Here is an 18,465-nt window from a genome sequence, read left to right as displayed (position 1 = left end):
CATATAGGCGACGCGATAGTTGCGGCCCTCACGGCCGAGCGCTTCGAGTGCCCCGGCCCGCCAGGCGCAGCCCTCTTCCCACAATGACACCGGCAATGGCTCGCGCAGATGCGCGCAGCCGCCCTTGGCGCCGGCCCAGACGATCGGTTCGGTGAGCAGCACCTCGGCGCCGAGCGCGCTGGTCTTGTACGAATTGGTGAGTAGCGTGATGTCGAGCGCCCGGTCGTCCATGCGCCGGCGCAGATTGATGCTCTGGTCGATGGTGACGTCAACCGCGATCGAGGGATGCGACTGCGCAAAACGCTTCAGCACATGCGGCAGCACGCGCTCGCCATAATCGTCCGGCGAGCCGAGCCGCACCACCCCGACAATATCGGGGATGATGAACTTCGACACCACCTCGCGGTTGATCGACAACAGCCGGCGGGCGTAGCCGAGCAGCATCTCGCCATCGGTGGTCAGCGTCACCGAGCGCGCGTCGCGCGCGAACACGGAGCGACCAAGAATATCCTCAAGCTTCTTGATCTGCATGGAAACAGCCGACGGCGTGCGGAAGACGGCATTGGCCGCGGTGGTGAAACTGCCGGTCTCGGCGATCGCCACGAAAGTGCGCAAAACGTCGAGATCAAGCAGCGGCAACGGATGATTGAGTGGGGCGTTCATCGGGATCGACCTTCAATTTTTCTGATTCAAACCATCATTCCATTTCGTTTGATTGAACATCACTTTGGGAGGATAGTCAACTCCATCGAAGGCAGACGTACCGAGGCCGCCTTGAAACGACTGTGACATTGATCTGCAATCGACACGAAATGAAGCTGAAACAAACCTGAAGTAGCTCTCATACGGGGCAAACTTCCGGCCCAACGCAAAGGAGAATGAAATGTCCATCCTGTCATCCATCGGCCGCATCGCGACCGAATTCAGCGCGGCCCGCGCCCGCTATCAGACCGAACGCGCCATCCGCTCTCTGCCGATCGAACTGCAGAAGGATATCGGCTGGCCCGAAGCCGCAGACACCAAGACCACCACTCGCTACGGCGTCGGATCCTGGGCTGGTGGAGCAAAATAGATCGTGTGTATTCAAAGCTGAAGGCCTGCCGCGCAGACGCTGCCCGGCAGGCCTTTTTATTTGTGGTCAAATGACCTTCCGAGCCATGTCGCCGCTGCATGGCGTATATGAAGGGGCTGCATAGCAGCCGACATTTCGAACTAACGCCTTGTAAGTGATCATAAATCTTAGGCGGAATGCCCAAATATGTCGCATTCCGTGTCGCTTTTCATATCAAGTGCTTCGCTTTTGCGATTTAGTTTCCCCTCACGTAAGCCTATATCAGCGCCAGCAAACGAGCTGCCCCACTCCATCAAGCGAAGGCGACCCGTCTGAGCAACCGAATGGAGATGATCATGAAGCTTTTTGCCCGCCTTTTCGCTCGCCGTGAAATGAACCTGACGACCGCGCTCGAGCGCCAGCGCCTTGCCAACACCATGCCCGGCCAGACCGGCGCCATGGCCGCCGCGCGTCTTGGTTTCGTCGCCTGATCTGACAAGCTTGCGAGCAGCGCTTCTTTCTGCTGCTTCGAAATTGATCAGAGCGCCGCTTCGGTCCTGCCGAGGCGGCGTTTTGTCGTGCGCCGACCACATCCGGCATATGTGCTCAATCCGGCAGCATGTTGGATCCGTCACCGTATAACGATTGCCCATTTGCGACCCATGTCGCAAATAAAGTCTTTCCGTTGCCGCCTAGCCAATTGACAGGAAAGGTTTTTCCTGATGTCGCTATGCTGATCGCGACATCCTGTTCGCGCCATTGCAGCGTGAGGGCTACCCTGTGAACGTCGTAAATCATCCGATCAAGCGATCGTTTGTGTTCTTCCTGGTCCCCGATTTCACCATGATCGCTTTTGCGACGGCGCTCGACCCGTTGCGTTCGGCCAACCGGATGCTCGGCTACGAGGCCTATCGCTGGCGGCTCGCCAGCATCGACGGCAAGCCGGTGCGCGCCTCGAACGGCGTCGAATGCGCCGTCAACACCTCGCTGGAGGACGAGCGCAAGAAGATGTCTGGCCCCGAACGGCCCAACATGGCGGTGGTCTGCAGCGGCATCAATGTCGAGCGTTACCAGAACAAATCGGCCTTCGCCTGGCTGCGCGAGGAATACAACCGCGGCGTCGCCCTCGGCGGCCTATGCACCGGCGCACATATATTGGCCGCCGCCGGCCTGTTGTCCAACAAGCGCTGCGCCATTCATTGGGAGAACCTGCCGGGATTTTCCGAGGCATTCCCCAAGGCCAATGTCTTTGCCGACCTCTTCGAGATCGACCAGAACATCTACACCTGCGCCGGCGGCACTGCGGCGCTCGACATGATGCTGAAGCTGATCGGCGACGATTTCGACGACAATCTCGTCAACCGGGTGTGCGAGCAAGTGTTGACTGACCGCGTGCGCAGCCCGACCGATCGTCAGCGCCTGCCTTTGCGCGCGCGCCTTGGCGTGCAGAACTCCAAAGTGCTGACCATCATCGAATTGATGGAAGCAAACCTGTCCGAGCCGCTGTCGCTGATCGAGATCGCCGATCATGTCGACCTGTCGCGCCGGCAGATCGAGCGCCTGTTCCGCACCGAGATGGGCAGATCCCCTGCCCGCTACTATCTGGAAATCCGGCTCGATCGGGCCCGGCACTTGCTGATCCAGTCATCGATGCCGGTGGTCGAGGTGGCGGTCGCTTGCGGCTTTGTCTCTGCCTCGCATTTCTCCAAATGCTACCGCGAGCTCTATGCGCGCTCGCCGCAGCAGGAGCGCGTCGATCGCAAGCAGTTGCTGGCCGCGTAAACAGCCAACATCTTGCACGCGTAGCCTCTGGCGGGGAGCGCTTGAAATCTAGCGGCTGTCGTACATCCAGCTTCGGTCGCGCCACATTTTTTCGCCGACCTGGCAGTCGGTGGCCGGCTTGTCTTGCGCCAGCACCACCGGCGAATGTGCCGCTTCGTCCGCCGCCCACTGTGGGGACGCAGGCCCGGCAAGCTCGAGCACCAGCTTGCGGCGGATCGCTTCGGGAAACTGCGTCCACTCATTGACCGGAATCATGAACGCGCCGGGCCCACCGATGACGCAGTCGGTGTAGTAGCGGTCGAGATAGTTGACGTCGTAGACGCTGGTGAAGCCGCTTCGGGTCATCAGCGGCAGGCCATTGATGGTGATGCCTTGCTTGACCAACCCGTCACGAACCACGTCGACGGGAGCACCTTGATTGTTGGGGCCGTCGCCTGAAATGTCGATGACGCGCTTGACGCCCCGAAAGCCGCTTTCGGCGAAGAGATCGCTGCCGAACTGCAGGGCACCGGAAATCGAGGTGCGCCGGGCGCTGTTGGGCGCATGGGCGGAGAGCTGCTCGACCACCCGCTCGGCGTCGGCACGATTGGCGATCACCGTCCACGGCACGATGACATGCTGCCAGGTCGTGCCGGCCCATTCGACATAGGTGACGGCGATCTTGCCATAGGCGCCATCGGCTATCGCCTGCAGCACCGTGTCGTGCGTCAGGGCCGCCACATAGCCGCGACGCTGGATTTCGAGCTCGGCTGGCGACATCGAAAGCGAAACGTCAACGGCAAGAACCAGCTCGACGTCGACCGGCTCGGCGGCGCGGGATTCTGGCGCCAGCCCAAGCGTCAGCGCAGCGGCAGCAGAGAGGAGATGTCTTGCGCGGGGAAAAGCAGACATGCCGCAAGGTAAGCGAGAATCGTCGCGTCACAAAGCGAAAAGCCCAGCGCTGGGCTGGGCTCTTGCGTTCACGTTTTTGCGAGGCCACCCCATTGTAGCGGCCCGGCAAGTCATCATCGCTCAGCTGCGCGGATTGAGATTCTCCGGATCGTAGAGCGGCTTGTAGCCGACAGCGGCCACCTCGACCGGGTATGTCTCGCCGAAATACTCAACATTCAGCTTGCGGCCCTCCTGGCAATACGCCCAGGGCAGATAGGCGAGCGCAATGTTCTTGCCGATGGTCGGACCATAGGCGATCGAGGTCGTGAAGGACCGGCGGCCGAGTTCGTCGACCAGCGTCTCGCCCGTTTCCGGGTCCATCACCGGCATCGTGCCGACCGGATAGCGGGCAACCCCCTTGGGATCGACATTGTCCGTCATGACGAGTGTGCAAAGCATGGCCGGCTGATGCGCTCGGGCGCGATATTCCAGATGCTTTGCCTTGCCGCTGAAATCGGCCTCCTTGACCTTCGGGCGGGCAAGATCGGCCTCCAGCAGATTGTACTCGGTCAGAAGATCCGCGTTCTGCAGGCGCAGGCTCTTCTCCATGCGGCGGCTGTTGGCATAGGTCTCGACGCCAAAAGCCATCACGCCGGTCGAACGCAACGCGTCCCAGACGGCCAGGCCGTCCTCGTATCGCATATGCAGTTCCCAGCCCTGCTCGCCGACATAGGAGATGCGGAAAGCGGTCACGTCCTTTCCGGCAATCCTGACAGGCTTGATCGCTGCGAAGGCAAAATTCTCCGGCGTCAGCCCGTCCGGGTTCTCGACGACCTTCTGCAAGGTCGACCGCGCGTTCGGACCCCAGATGCCGATGGTCACGTATTTTTCAGTCACGTCCGTGACGGTGACATCGAAGCCTTTGTCTTTTGCCGTCCGCCGCATGTACTGGAAGTCGCGCGGACCGGCATCGGCGCCGTCGATGACGCGGCAGCGGTCGGCCATGCGGATGACGGTCAGGTCGGCGCGCACCATGCCCTCGTCGTCGAGGAAATGGGTATAGATGCCCTTGCCGATGTTGGTATCGCCGCCGATCTTGGCCGCGCATAGCCACTCCATCAGCGCGACGTGATCCGGGCCTTCCACGTCGTACATCGCGAAATGCGATAGGTTGACGATGCCGCAATCCTCGCTCATGGCGAGATGCTCGGCATTTGAGACGCGCCAGAAATGGCGGTTGTCCCACTCGTTTTCACGGACTGGCACCCGGTTGCCGTATTTCTCGAGCAGGTGCTCGTTGGCGGCATAGCCATGGGCGCGCTCCCAGCCGCCCAGTTCCATGAAATAGCCGCCGAGTTCCTTCTCGCGCGCCCAGAAGGGCGAGCGGCGCACGTCGCGAGCCTTAGAGAAGGGCTCGCGCGGATGGACCGCCGGATTGTAGACCTTCATCGCCGTTTCGGTGCAGCGGTCCCAGATGAACTGCTCTTTCGTCTGGTGCGGATAGAAGCGCGCATAGTCGATGGCGTGGTGGTCGATCGACGTCCGGCCGTCGGTCATCCAGTCGGCGATGAGCTTGCCCATGCCGGGGCCGTCCTTGACCCAGATCGCGACGGCATACCAGAGGCCGCGCACCTTCTGGCTCTCGCCCATAGAGGGGCCGCCGTCTGCCGTCACCTGCAGAAGCCCGTTGAAGGAATGGCTCTCATTGTAGCCCAGTTCGCCCAGGATCGGCGTCAGTTCCATGGCGCGCTCGAGCGGCGCCAGGATCTGTTCCATGTCGAGGTCGCGCTGCGAGGGCGAAAGACGGGCCTGGTTCTTCTCCAGAAGGTCGCGCGGATGGCAAAGGCGCGGATTGGTCTCTTCGTAATAGCCCCACTCGATCTGCCCACCTTCGGCGGTCTTGGGATCGCCGGTGTCTCGCATGTAAGCCGAATTGCCCTGGTCGCGCAGCAGCGGCCAGCCGATCTCCTTGCCGGTGCCGGCGAACTCGGTATACGGCCCGAAGAAGGTGAGCGGATGATCGATCGGCATCACCGGCAGGTCCTCGCCCACCATTTCCGCGATCAACCGGCCCCAGATACCCGCGCAAACAATCACGTAGTCGGCTTCGATTGTGCCGCGATCGGTCACCACGCCTTTGATGCGCCCATTCTCGACGATAAGCGACTTGGCCGGTGTGTTCGCGAAGGATCTGAGCTTGCCGGAGGCTTCCGCCTGGTCGACCAGCTTGCCGGCGACTGTTTGCGAGCGCGGGATGACGAGACCGGCATCGGGATCCCACAGGCCGCCCTGCACCATCTCTTCTTCGATCAGCGGGAATTTCTGCTTGATCTCGGCCGGCTCGATCAGGCGGGCGCGCGTGCCGAACGCCTTTGCCGAGGCGATTTTGCGCTTGATCTCCGCCATGCGATCGTCGTCGCCGACGCGGGCGACCTCGAGGCCGCCGATGCGGGCGTAATGGCCCATCTTCTCGTAGAAATCGATGGAGTAGAGCGTCGTCCAGCAGGACAGGAAATCATGGCTGGTCGTGTAGCAGAAGTCGGAGGCGTGCGCTGTCGAGCCGATGTCGGTCGGGATGCCTGATTTGTCGATGCCGACGATATCGTCCCATCCGCGCTCGATCAGGTGATGGGCGACCGATGCGCCGACAATGCCGCCCAGCCCGACGATGACGACCTTCGCCTTTTCCGGAAATCCTGCCATTGCCCGCGACTCCAAAGTGCTGTTGCAGGCGCCGGCGCCCGCTTGACCGGCGCACAATATGCAGGCGACGGCCATCGTGCTACCGCCTGTTTGCGACACGCCGCAGGTGCGGCGCGACCCCGACGCATAACGCCGAAAAATCGGAATCGATTTTCGCTGGGATCATGCGCAGAAAGAAGTTCTACAGCGTCCTTTGCGCGTCCAAAGGACGCGTCGCGCAGCAGTAGAGATCAGCGGCTTCAAGCGAAAATGATGCGCGCCGGGCTGGAGACGGAACTCATGGTTTATCGCCCGGAATGACGTGCAACACTGCGGCTCGTCGCCCTTTGATGCTCGTCCACAGCGCCATGAATGGACCAGCGAGCAGCAGAAACGGCGGAATCAGGTTGGGAAAGTAGATGCGGGTGTCGTGGATCGGGAAGACGGTGAACTTGGCCAGCACGCCGAGCACCAATGCCGCGAACAGGATTCCGGCGCGGCGGTCGAGCTTGAAGCCGGCGCGGCTTGAGGCATACCACCCCGCCAGCGCCAGCACCGAGACGCCGATCCAGCTGTTGAGGCTGACGGCGCGGACCAGGGAGGCGGCAAAGGCCCGGAGATAGGCGACAACCGAGAACGGTGGATCGAAGCCGTCCATATTGTAGTGCTGCTCGATGCTGGAGAACCACAGATGCGGCCACCAGCCGGGATGCTGCGCCCAATGGGAGATGGCGAAATAAGCGACCAGGGAGGCGGCAAACCCGGCCAGCGCGCCCCACGCTTTCTGCCGGAAGGCGACCAGCAGCACGGCGAAGATGGCAAGGAAGACAATGTTGTCGGGCCGCGCCATGAAGGCGAGGAAAAGCAGGACCGCTGTCGCGACCTCGCGACCGCGCACATACGCAAAAAGCCCGCCGAGGAACAGCGCCGAGCACAGCAGATCCGGCGTCGCGGCCCGCGCCACATCGCCGAATTCGGCCATGATCAGCACCGCGCCGGCGACCGGCGCCAGCGCCAGCGCGCCTTCGGACCGCAGCCAGAGCAGCGCGATCCCACCGAACAGCAGCACCGACAATACCTGTAGCAGCCGCATCGCCTCGACCGGCGACATCACAGAGCTCATCGTCGAAAGGATCTCGGCGTAGAGGAACTTGACCCGATACATGCCGAGCAGCGAATGGAAGTCGGTGGCATTTCCGGCCATATGGCTGCGGAAGCCGCCGCCGTCATCGACCAGCGCTTTGTAGTCGCCCGCCGATACACCGTCCCTGACCGTGCCATAGGCATAGTCGTGCAGCGCCTTCGCATCGGCATAGGTGCCCTCTTCGGCGATCGCCAGATAGGGCAGCATGTCCCAATTGGCGTCGGGCATGAACCATGCCGTCACGGCAGTCAGAAGGATGTAGAGCGCAAAGGCCGCCGCCCCGATCGGTGCGGCAAGACGCGCATAGGCGCCCTCGCCCCATGCCAGACCGGCCTCGGTGAGCCGATCGAGCAGGTTTGTCGGAACGGGAGATTTGGTCAGCATGGTTTCGCTCAGTAGCCTAGCGGACCTGGCTTTTGACGAAATCCTTCACGATCGACACGATGCCGCGCGACAGCAGACTATCGAGCGCCTCGACAAAGCGGTCGACGTGTTCGCGCTGGCAGATCAGCGGTGGTTCGAGGCGGATGACGTTGCGGTTGTATTCGGTGAAGGCGACGAGCACGTCGTAGTCGCGCAGCAGCAGCGCTCCGACGAAACCGGACAAAGATCCCTTCAGCTTGTCGTCAAGCACGCTGACCACAGGCCGCAGCACCATCGGCAAGGTCTGCGAAAAGTCGTGGAATTCCAGCCCGACCATAAGCCCCTTGCCCCGCACGTCCTTGATGATCTTGGGATATTTCTCCTTGAGCGCTTGCAGCCGTTGCAGGAGGTAGTCGCCGGTCATCGCGGCGTTGTCGATCAGTCCCTCGTCGTAAAGCACGTTGAGCGCCTCGATCGAGGTGACACAGGCCTCGCCCATGCCGCCGAAGGTCGCCATGGCGTGGATCATCGCCGTCTTCGGCGTGCCATAGGCCTTCATGTAAATCTCGCGCCTGGCGATCATTGCGCCGACTGCGGCCTTGCCGCCGCCGAGCGACTTCGCCAGCGCCGTCACATCAGGAACAACGCCGTAATGCTCGAAGGCATAGAAACGGCCGGAGCGTCCATAGCCGCACTGCACCTCGTCGGCGACCCACAGCACGCCATACTGATCGCAGAGCGCGCGCAACTTCTGCCAGTATTCGGCAGGCGCCTGGATGATCCCGCCGCCGCCCTGGATGGTTTCCAGCACGATGACGCCGACCTCGGGATCGGAGCGGAAGGTGCGCTCGACCGCCTCGATGTCGGCGAACGGGATGCGCACGACATTGTCGGCGACCTTGAAGTCGGCCCGGTAGAGCGAGCCGTCGGTAATCGCCAGCACACCCTTGGTCTTGCCGTGGAAGGAATTCTCGGCATAGACGACCTTCGGCCGCTTCGGGCCCGCGGCGCGCTCGGCGAGCTTCACCGCCGCCTCCATGGCTTCTGAGCCGGACGAGCCCAGAAACACCATGTCGAGGTCGCCGGGCGAGCATTTGGCGAGATTGTGCGCCAAGGCCGCCGCATATTGCGACATGAAGGCGATGGCGATCTCCTGCCGCTTCTCCTCCTGGAATTTCTTGCGCGCCTCGAGTAGGCGCGGATGATTGTGGCCGAAGGCCAGCGAGCCGAAACCACCGAAGAAATCCAGGATTCTGCGGCCGTTCTGATCGATGTAGAACATGCCTTCGGCACGCTCGATCTTGATCTTGTGGAAGCCGAGCAGCTTCATGAAATGCAGCTGGCCGGGGTTGAGGTGCGCCTTGAACAGGTCGGTCATGCGCGCGACGTCCATCGTCTTGGCCTGCTCGACGCTGATCAGATCGGGCTTGACGGTGGTGGCGGGCGAAAGCGCCGGCGCGCTGACCGTGGCGCGCGCAGTCGTGTGGTCTGGCTTGGTCATGACGGTCATCTCAAGAGTCTCCTGCTGGCCCTTCACTCGGCGGGCACATGTTTGGCGGCGACGGCATGGCCGTCTTTCTTGGCGCGATATTCGCTGTAGGCGGCGATCAGCATGTCCTCGTCGCGATATTGCGGCACCCAGCCGAGTTGGCGCTCGGCCTTGGACACGTCGAGCACGCAGTCCTCGTCGGCGATCAGATACTGCTCCGGATCCATGATCGGCATGTTCAAGAGGTCGAGCAGGTCGAGCGTGCGCTTGACCGCCCAGCCCGGTGTCGGAATCAGGATCGACTTCGAACCGGCATGCCTGATCAGATCGCCGAGCAGTTTCCTGACCGGCGGCGGATTGAGCGAGCCGAGATTATAGGCCTCATCAGGCACGCCCGCCTTCCAGGCGGCGCGCGCGGCCTCGGCGCAGTCGAACACCGAGATGAACTGATAGGGGTTCTTGCCCGAGCCGATCATCGGCACCGGAAGGTTCCAGTCGATCAGCTTGAACAGTTTCTCGAGGATGCCGAGGCGGCCGGGGCCGATGATGAGGCGCGGCCGAAACAGCGAGATCGACATGCCGCGCTTGCGCCATTCGGCGGCCAGTTCCTCGGTCTTCTGCTTCGACCAGCCATATTCGCCGAGCGGCGCGACCGGATGGTCCTCCGTCATCGGCTGTGTGACCGTGTGGCCGTAGATCATGTCGGTCGTGTAGTGGACGAGCCTCGGAGCACCGGCCTTGTCCATCGCCTGCAGGATGTGCTCGGTGCCGTGGAAATTCACCGGGAAGAAGAACTCGTGGCGTTTGGCGCGGACCTGGATCGGCGACAGCATTTTCGCCGACAGATTGTAGACCATGTCGTCGGCCTTCAGCCCGACCGAAGCGACCGAGGCCGGATCGGTGACGTCGCACCTGACATATCGGACCGAGCGGTAATGCGGCAGATCGCTTTTAGCGATATCGGCGACAACCACCTCCTCGCCGTCGGCCAGAAGTTTCGGGGCAAGGTGGCGGCCGACGAACCCGTCGCCGCCGAAGATCACATGTCTCATCGAACGATCCCACTGTGAATCTTGTCGGACGAAAGGGAGGCCGTTTCCTCGTTATCCCCGCGCCCACCCAAATCCCGGCCACTTTGGGCGATCAGCACCGTGCCGACGCAGATGAAAGCGATGCCGGCGATACGCCAGCCATTGAGGTCCTCGCGGAAGACGAAATAGGCGAAGATCGCAACGGCGACATAGGCGAGGCTGAGGAACGGGTATGCGAAACTGAGCTCGACCTTGGACAGCACATAGAGATGCGACGCCATCGAGATGACGAAGGTGCACAGGCCGAGGAAAACCCACGGGCTGAAGGCGATCTGCAACAGCTTCAGCAATGGATTGGTGCCCTCGAAGGAAATCTGGCCGAGCGACATCATGCCCTGCTTCAGCATGAGCTGCGCAGCGGCGTTGGTCATGACCGTGAACAGAATGAAGATGATGTATTTCATGTCTTTTCCAGCAACCCTTCCTCGTTCTATTAAAAACCTGCAAACATTTCGTGAAGCACAGGAAAACTCGAAGAAAGCCTTACCTTATCGTTCCATTAACCATGAACTATTCGAATCTTATCGGATCCTCGGCTTCGGCGGGTTCGCGTCGCGCGTCGAGCTTTTTCGCCGTTCGCGCCCAGAAGCTCGACATGAAGGCGGGGTCGCGGATGGCTTCGAGGCGCTGCCATTCCGGAAAGGACGCGGCGAAAACGTCGGCACCCATTCGGGCGTCCTTGTAAGGATTGACCGCGCCACCGGCCTCGACGGTGATTTGGTCGAGCTCCTTCAGCAGCGCCAGCGTCGCCCGGCCACGGTTGGGAAAATCCAGCGTCAGCGTGAAACCCGGTCGCGGGAACGACAGCAGTGCCGGCGAGCGGATCGAGCCGAAACGCTTCAGGACCGTAAGAAACGAGCCCTGCCTGGCTCGTTTTGCCGCCGCAAGCAACGCCGGCACCGCCCGGCGCGCGACGTCTTCCGGCACCACGCTCTGGTGCTGGAAGAGCCCGTTCGGTCCGTAGAGCCGGTTCCAATTGCCGACCCCGTCGAGCGGAAAGAAAAAACCCTGGTAGCCGACCCGACGCGGCGCCGTGGACCGGCCTTTCTTCCACCGGTAAGCGGCATTGAAGGCAGTCAGGAACGGCCGGTTGAGCACGTTGAATGGCGGCTGGAACGGCACCGAAAGATTCCCGCCTGCACGTAAGGCCACATGGGAGCCATGCTCGGCGTGATTGCCGGTGAACAGCAGCCCGCGCCCACGGCCGGGGCCGCCGGCAAGCTGGTCGATCCAGGCCACGACGTATTCGTTGGCCTGGTCGGCCGCTTCGGCAAGCTCGAAGAATTCGCCGAGGTCGCGGAACGGCGTCGTCGTCTCGACGATGTCAAGCGATGGCACCCGCATCAGCCGGATCGATGCCGACAGGATCAGTCCGGTCAGCCCCATGCCGCCGATCGTTGCGGCAAACAGGCGTGCGTTGTCGGTGGCCGAGCAGTAGTAGGTCCGTCCATCCGATCTGAGCAGCGTGAAGGATTCGACATGGCAGCCGAAGGTGCCGCGCCGGTGATGGTTCTTGCCGTGAACATCATTGGCGATGGCGCCGCCGAGCGTGACGAACTGCGTGCCAGGAACGACGGCCGGAAAGAAGCCGTATGGCGCTGCATGGGCGATGATGTCGGGCAGAAGCATGCCGGCCTCGGCCTCCATCACGCCGGTCTCGGCATTAAAGGCGCGGATGCGATTCAGCGGCCGCATGTCGACGACCTTGCCAGCCTCGTTCTGGCAGGAATCGCCATAGGAGCGGCCGTTGCCATAGGCGAGCAAGGCGTTTCTTGTCGCCTTGCCGCCCTTCAGCAACGCAACAGCGTCGTCCGCCGGGATCACATCGAGTGCCGGCGGCGTGGCAAGGCCGAAGCTCTGAAAACGCTGCTTCGCCACGCCTACCAGCCTCCGGCGACCAGAAACACGGCGCCGATGAGCACGACGATCTGGCTGCGCCAGTCGCGAATGATGAAGACGACCGGATCGTCGTGCATCTCGTCGCGGCGGGCGAGTATCCAGACGCGCATGGTCAGGTAGAGCACGATCGGGGCCAGCGGCCAGACCAGCCAGGGATGCGGATAGAGTTCGCGCACCGCGACGCTGTCCATATAGAGGGCCAGCACCAGTGCCGAGGAAAAGGCCGAGGCCATGCCCGCCTGGGCGACGATCTCCTGGTCTTCGGTGCGGTAGCCGCGGCCGGCAATGCGCTCGCCGGCTGGAATAGCGGTCGTGCGCAGCTCAACGAAACGCTTCACCAGCGCCAGCGACAGGAAAAAGAAGATCGAGAAGGCAAGCAGCCAGAACGAGACGTCGACGCCGGTCGCCGCGGCGCCCGCCAGAACGCGGATCGTATAGAGACCGGCAAGCGTCAGCACGTCGATCAGGAGCATGCGCTTGAACGACAACGAATAGGCGGTGGTGACAATGATGTAGCCGCCGAGAACGCCGAGGAATTCGATCGGCAGCAGAAGCCCTGCTCCAACACCTATTGCAAGCAGCACCGCCATCGAACCGAGGCCGAACGGGATCGACAGCGCGCCGCTGGCGAATGGCCGGTTGCGCTTGGTCAGATGTTTGCGGTCGAGCGCCAGATCGAAGAAATCGTTGAGGATGTAGATGGCGGAAGCGACCGCGCTGAACGAGACGAATGCCAGCAAGCATTCCCAGATCATGTCGGCGTTGAAGTATTCGTGCGACAGCACCATCGGCACCGCGATCAGCGAGTTCTTCAGCCACTGATGAACACGCAGCATCTTGACGATGGTCCTGAATGTCGGCTTCGGCGCCGGCATCATTTCGGCACTGTGCGCGGCCTGCCAGCGCGCAGCATGGCGGTCGGGCGCGACGACGATTGCCGTGCGCGCGGCGTCGAATACGCTAAGGTCGTGCCGGCTGTTTCCGGCATAGTCGAAGCCGCCGTCGCCATAGGCGGCGACAAGCGAAGCGCGCTTTCTGCCTGCAGTCATGTTGTAGGGGCCATCGGTCGCCAGGACGCGGTCGAATATCCCGAGATGCGCGGCGATCGCCTCGGCGAATTTGCGTGGCGTGCCGGTCGCCAGCACGATCTGGCGGCCCTCGCCATGTTCAATGCGAAGGCGCTGAAGCAGCGTCTCGCGATAAGGCAGCGATGCAGGGTCGATCTCGACGCGTTGAGCGATGGCCTGCTTCAACTGCGCCGGCCCGCCGGCAAGCCAAAACGGCACGAGGAAGATATAGAGCGGATTCTTCTTGAGAAGGATGAACAGCCCTTCCCACAACAGGTCCGTCGCGATCAGCGTGCCGTCGAGATCGACCGCAAGCGGAATTGCGTTCCTGTCCGACCGCGCATCCATTTTCGTTGCCCTGCCTGAAAGCGCATGACCCCGAAAACCGATTTTTTCGGAAAGGATCATGCGCCGATCCAAAACCAGCGCCGTGCTTCGGCGTCTTCGGCTCGATATAGCGGGGAACAGCGCAGCGAACGTTAAAACGCCCAGCCTGGCTTGGCTTGCATGACGGAATTTCGCTCTTCATCGTTAAGCATCGATGACCCGAAACGATAAAAAGGCCGGGCATTTTCCCGGCCTTCGAAAGCAAGCAGTCAACGTTACTTCATGCGGGTTACTTGATACGGGCGACCCCGCCTGAGATTTCGATCGTTTCCGAGCCGGTCAGCGCCTCGAGGTCGCCATTCGGCATGGTAACGAAACACCCGCTCGGGCAGAATTCCGCGGTTTCGCCGGCGGCCAGCGCCAGCTCCGTTTTGCCACCGCCTTCGGTCACGACCAGCGTGCGGGTCTCGGCGTCCTTGTTGGTCGCGCTGGCGGCGAAGGCTGAACCGCCCACGGCAAGAAAAGCGATGGCGGCGACGAGAGACTTCCACATTTGCAATATCGGTGTTTCCACCGCCTCTGTTGCATTTCGCAAGGCATTCTCGCCCTTTGCATGTGAGCTTATATGAGATGCAAGCTGAACGGCAACTGAATGCCGCATTCATGCCGCATTTGGTTCTCGCTGCGCCGAGAGCTGGCATCAGCTGAATCTTGATAGATCCTAATCGGGATCCGGCTTGCGGATCTTGCGCCCGGATTTGGCCAGGCGTTTCGCCTCGGCCACGGCTTCCGCCTTCGCTTGCTCCTGTTCGGCAAAATCGACTTCGATCTTGTCGTCGTCGATCGGCCACGCCTCATGCTTCTTGGTCTCTACGACGGCGCGCGGCGCCGATGGAATTTCGATATGTTGGTCGGCGAACACATCGAGGACGGCAAACCGGATGTCGTTCTGCACGACGTTGCCGTTCATCACGTCCGCCAGGAACACGCGGATTTCGAATTCGAGAGCGGCCGGCCCGAAATTGGTGAACAGCACGAAGGGTTCGGGATTCTTCAGCACCAGCGGATGGCCACGCGCGATCTCCAAAAGCGCAGCATGGGCCTGTTTTACGTCGCTGCCGTAGGCGACGCCGACCTTGATGTCGATGCGACCGAGCTTGTTCCGGTGCGTCCAGTTGCCGACGGCATTGTTGATCAGGTTTGAATTGGGCAGGATCACCGACTGCCGCTGGAACGTCTCGATCTCGGTAGCGCGCACGCTGATCTTCTTGACCGTGCCGCTGATGTCACCGGCGACGATCCAGTCACCGACCTTGAATGGCCGCTCCGCCAAAAGGATCAGGCCGGAGACGAAGTTGGAGACGACGTTCTGCAGGCCAAAGCCGATACCGAGGGACAGGGCGCCGGCGACAAGCGCCAGGTTGGAGAGATCGATGCCAGCCGCCGAGACGCCGACGAGCGCTGCGAGCGCGACGCCGGCATAGCCGACCGCCAACCGGATCGAGTTGCGCACGCCGGTATCGACCTTGCCGCGCGCCATCACCGAGCCGTCGAGCCAGCCCTGGAACCAGCGCGTCAGGAAATAGCCGATGATGAAGACAACGATGCCGCTCAGGATGCCGGTCAACGAGATCGTCACCGAGCCGATGGTCAGGCCCGTCGCCAGCTTGTAGCCCCAGGCCTGGATGTCGCCGGGCTGGAAGCCCCACATCAGCAGGATCAGCGGCAGGAATACCAGCACGATCATGACATTGATGGCGACGCTGACGACCAGGCCGAGCTGGTCGAGCGCGGACTCCTCATAGCTGGAATTGACCGACAGCCAGCGCCCGATCGACGTGTTGGCAAAGCCGCCTTCCTCGCTGATCGCCCGCGCCGACAGGAAGCCGATATAGGCGGTGACCAGTATGGTGCCGGTGACCACGACCTGCAGCGAGACGAAGATGGCAAGGCCGATATAGCCGAGCAGCGCCGCGGCGACGGTGAAAAGGCCTAGCGCGAAGGCGGTGTACCGCAGCCACGCCGGCCAGGGCCGCCAGCGTCCGTCGGTGGCCTTGAACGGTTTCAGCAGCCCCATCAGGATCAGGATGACGCCAACGATGATGGTGGCGACAAAACTTCTGGCGATGGTCAGCGACAGCGGCGAGCCCATCTTGTCATTGACGACCGACAGGAAATTATTGATGCCGATAACCACCGCCATGGCCGTCGTCAGCCGCACCAGCCAGCGTGCCGGGCCGGTTTCAACGGGTATGAGCCGCCAGTTCGGCAGCCGCGGCTCCAGCGCCGCATTGGTCAGCCGGTTGACGCAGAACACCACCGCTATGACGGCGACCAGCGCATTCAGGAATACACCGATATCGCCGCGCAACACGTTGTAGTAGTTGAAAAAGAACACGGTCGAGACCAGGAAGACGCCGACCGCCAGCGTCGGCAGCAATGTCGACCAGAACGCCACCGACAGCCGGCTGAGATAGGAGGGGTCCTCAACGGAAGGGTCCGCTTCGAAGACACGCCCGAACAGACGCCGCCCACCGACAAAAAGCACTGCAGCCAGCGAAAGCGCCATCAAGGTCGCAGCCAGCACGGCCTGGAATTTGAACTTGAAGGCGAAGGTCAGCCAGGACGATACCGCCTTGTAAAAATTGGCGTATTCGTCCTGCGCATCGGAGAAGACCTCCGGGCTCAGTGCATCGGACAGCACATAACGTTTGGTGAGCACATTCCGAAACAGCTCGCTGCGCATGGTGCTAATCTTGTCGATCAGTCCGCTGATGCGGATCGACAGGTTCTGCGCGCTGGCGATGACGGCATTGATCTCCGCCTTTTCGGCGGCCAGTGCCCCGCGCTCGCTGGTGACGATCTCGGGTTCCTGTGGCTGACCCTCGGCCGGCGGCGCGCCCAGCACCTCGATACGGTTGTTGATGTCGGCAAGACGCGAACGAAATGCCAGCGCACTGGTCAACGCTGCCCGCGAAATATCCTCCAGTTGCAGCCGGATATCGACGAGGCCCGCGTCCTCCTCGGCCTCCTGCGGTATCTTTTTCTCGAGATCGTCGGTTTTGGCGGTCAGGTCCTGGATCGCCTTCATCTGCTCTGCGATCAGCGCGGCGGCGCCTTGGCCGATGGCCTGCGCCATCGCGTCGGAAGACGGCGGCGCCAAGACGAAAAGCGCAAGGATCAGAACCAGGCGGAGCAAACGAAAGAACATGATGTTTCCGGCGACTCGCGGACGGCAAAAGGCGGTTTCAAAAGCCCGTCCTTGATAAAGACGCTCATATCAAGGAGCAAGCCGTCGCGGGCGGCTCGTTTTCGGAGTCGGCCAGTCGAAAAGCGATGGCGCAATATTGGCTTTGCGGCAGCGGCCTGCTGTATAGTGTGCCGCATCGCCCAAAACGGATGACAAAAAGCCAGAACGGATAACAATAAGAATGGCGGAATATTCGGCCTTCTCGCTTCTCAAAAACGCGCTGACCGGCAACAAGGACTGGAAGCCGGCCTGGCGCAAGCCGGATCCGAAGGCATCCTACGACGTGATTGTCATCGGCGGCGGCGGCCACGGCCTGTCGACCGCCTATTATCTCGCCAAGGAGCACGGCATCACCAATGTCGCGGTGCTGGAGAAGGGCTGGCTCGGCTCGGGCAATGTCGGCCGCAACACGACGGCCGTTCGCTCCAACTACCTGCTGCCTGCCAACACCCGCTTCTACGAACATTCGATGAAGCTGTGGGAGAACCTGTCGCACGACCTCAACTACAACGTCATGTTCTCGCAGCGCGGCTGCCTGAACCTGGCGCACACGCCTGCCCAGCTTGACGATCTTGCGCGACGCGGCAACGCCATGCGCCATCTCGGCGTCGACGCCGAACTGATGACCACGGCGGAGATCGCACGCCTGATACCGGCGCTGGACGTCTCGGGCGCGGCTCGCTTCCCGGTCGTCGGCGGGCTGATGCAACCGCGCGCCGGCACCGCCCGCCACGATGCCGTCGCCTGGGGCTATGCGCGCGGCGCCGACCGTCGCGGCGTCGACATCATCGAAAATTGCGAGGTCACCGGTTTCCTGCGTGATGGCGACCGCGTCACCGGCGTCTCGACCTCGCGTGGTGAGATCCGCGCCAAGAAGGTGGCGGTCGCGGTGGCCGGCAGCACCGGACGGGTCATGCAGCTTGCCGGCATCGAGACGATGCCGATCGAGAGCCATGTGCTGCAGGCCTTCGTGACGGAATCGCTGAAGCCATTCGTCAATACCGTCCTCACCTTCGGCATGGGCCATTTCTACATGTCCCAATCGGACAAGGGCGGCCTTGTCTATGGCGGCGATCTCGACGGCTACAACAGCTACGCCCAGCGCGGCAGTTTGCCTATTGTCGACGAGGTGATGAGCGAGATGCTGGCGCTGTTTCCGGGGCTTGCGCGCGTGCGCATGCTGCGCTCCTGGGGCGGCGTCTGCGACATGTCGATGGACGGCTCGCCGATCATCACCACCGGCCCGCTGCCGGGCATGTATCTCAACTGCGGCTGGTGCTACGGCGGCTTCAAGGCGACGCCGGCGTCTGGCTGGTGCTTTGCCTGGACCATCGCCAAGGACGAGCCGCACGACTTGAACGCGCCCTTCACGCTCGACCGCTTCCATCGCGGCATGGTGATCGACGACAAGGGCCAGGGCGCGACGCCGCGGCTGCATTAGGTAAGACGA

At 62.1% G+C, this 18,465-nt stretch carries 15 protein-coding genes; 4 read left to right on the top strand and 11 right to left on the bottom strand.

The annotated features are described in order from the left end of the window. Window positions 1-663: LysR family transcriptional regulator (locus tag EOB36_RS05160; RefSeq protein ID WP_245467619.1), on the bottom strand; the 663-nt coding region annotated here is incomplete at its 3' end. A gap of 220 nt (window positions 664-883) precedes the next feature. Here EOB36_RS05160 and EOB36_RS05155 point away from each other — a divergent pair. The 3 genes from EOB36_RS05155 (at window position 884) to EOB36_RS05145 (ending at window position 2,833) form a co-directional block, all read left to right on the top strand. Next, the gene (locus EOB36_RS05155; protein WP_095486713.1) at window positions 884-1,072 is read left to right on the top strand and encodes a hypothetical protein; all 189 of its coding nucleotides are present in this window, start codon (window positions 884-886) and stop codon (window positions 1,070-1,072) included. A gap of 335 nt (window positions 1,073-1,407) precedes the next feature. After that, window positions 1,408-1,542: a hypothetical protein gene (locus EOB36_RS35695; RefSeq protein ID WP_013894968.1), complete on the top strand. Its 135-nt coding sequence runs from the start codon at window positions 1,408-1,410 to the stop codon at window positions 1,540-1,542. Window positions 1,543-1,894: 352 nt separating this feature from the next. Next, window positions 1,895-2,833 (top strand): GlxA family transcriptional regulator, encoded by a 939-nt coding sequence (locus tag EOB36_RS05145; RefSeq protein WP_348627380.1) that lies wholly within the window; start codon window positions 1,895-1,897, stop codon window positions 2,831-2,833. A 48-nt stretch (window positions 2,834-2,881) separates the two neighbouring features. Here EOB36_RS05145 and EOB36_RS05140 read toward each other — a convergent pair whose 3' ends face one another. From EOB36_RS05140 to EOB36_RS05095, 10 genes are all read right to left on the bottom strand, one after another. Further along, window positions 2,882-3,724, bottom strand: a complete 843-nt coding sequence (locus tag EOB36_RS05140; RefSeq protein ID WP_127206259.1) for a DUF1194 domain-containing protein — start codon at window positions 3,722-3,724, stop codon at window positions 2,882-2,884. A 120-nt stretch (window positions 3,725-3,844) separates the two neighbouring features. After that, a complete protein-coding gene (locus EOB36_RS05135; protein ID WP_126106099.1) occupies window positions 3,845-6,406 on the bottom strand; it encodes an FAD-dependent oxidoreductase in 2,562 nt (853 codons plus the stop codon). Between the two features lie 277 nt (window positions 6,407-6,683). Continuing rightward, on the bottom strand, window positions 6,684-7,913 hold the full coding sequence (locus tag EOB36_RS05130; protein ID WP_127206492.1) for a hypothetical protein: 1,230 nt from the start codon (window positions 7,911-7,913) through the stop codon (window positions 6,684-6,686). 16 nt (window positions 7,914-7,929) lie between these two features. Further along, entirely contained in the window at window positions 7,930-9,402 is a 1,473-nt protein-coding gene (locus EOB36_RS05125) for an aspartate aminotransferase family protein (protein ID WP_128284436.1), read from the bottom strand. A 23-nt stretch (window positions 9,403-9,425) separates the two neighbouring features. Continuing rightward, the gene (locus EOB36_RS05120) at window positions 9,426-10,433 is read right to left on the bottom strand and encodes an NAD(P)-dependent oxidoreductase (RefSeq protein WP_095486718.1); all 1,008 of its coding nucleotides are present in this window, start codon (window positions 10,431-10,433) and stop codon (window positions 9,426-9,428) included. Next, entirely contained in the window at window positions 10,430-10,876 is a 447-nt protein-coding gene (locus EOB36_RS05115; RefSeq protein ID WP_128284435.1) for an EamA family transporter, read from the bottom strand. The genes EOB36_RS05120 and EOB36_RS05115 overlap by 4 nt, the downstream gene beginning before the upstream one ends. A gap of 106 nt (window positions 10,877-10,982) precedes the next feature. Beyond that, window positions 10,983-12,350 (bottom strand): FAD-binding oxidoreductase, encoded by a 1,368-nt coding sequence (locus EOB36_RS05110; protein WP_128284434.1) that lies wholly within the window; start codon window positions 12,348-12,350, stop codon window positions 10,983-10,985. Window positions 12,351-12,352: 2 nt separating this feature from the next. Next, window positions 12,353-13,786 (bottom strand): UbiA family prenyltransferase, encoded by a 1,434-nt coding sequence (locus tag EOB36_RS05105; RefSeq protein ID WP_128242693.1) that lies wholly within the window; start codon window positions 13,784-13,786, stop codon window positions 12,353-12,355. A gap of 268 nt (window positions 13,787-14,054) precedes the next feature. Next, window positions 14,055-14,318 carry a hypothetical protein gene (locus tag EOB36_RS05100; protein WP_095486721.1) on the bottom strand — a complete coding sequence of 88 codons (264 nt, stop codon included), beginning with the start codon at window positions 14,316-14,318 and terminating at the stop codon, window positions 14,055-14,057. Window positions 14,319-14,486: 168 nt separating this feature from the next. Beyond that, on the bottom strand, window positions 14,487-16,976 hold the full coding sequence (locus EOB36_RS05095; protein WP_095486722.1) for a mechanosensitive ion channel family protein: 2,490 nt from the start codon (window positions 16,974-16,976) through the stop codon (window positions 14,487-14,489). 220 nt (window positions 16,977-17,196) lie between these two features. Here EOB36_RS05095 and EOB36_RS05090 point away from each other — a divergent pair, with 220 nt between their 5' ends. Next, window positions 17,197-18,456, top strand: coding sequence for a sarcosine oxidase subunit beta (locus EOB36_RS05090; protein WP_128284433.1), 1,260 nt, complete (start codon window positions 17,197-17,199; stop codon window positions 18,454-18,456). The last annotated feature ends 9 nt before the right edge of the window (window positions 18,457-18,465 follow it).

The organism is Mesorhizobium sp. M6A.T.Cr.TU.017.01.1.1, from assembly GCF_004023115.1.
Classification (GTDB): Bacteria; Pseudomonadota; Alphaproteobacteria; order Rhizobiales; family Rhizobiaceae; genus Mesorhizobium; species Mesorhizobium mediterraneum.
Note: the sequence above shows the minus strand (reverse complement) of the source record. Positions and strands in the feature narration are given on the sequence as shown.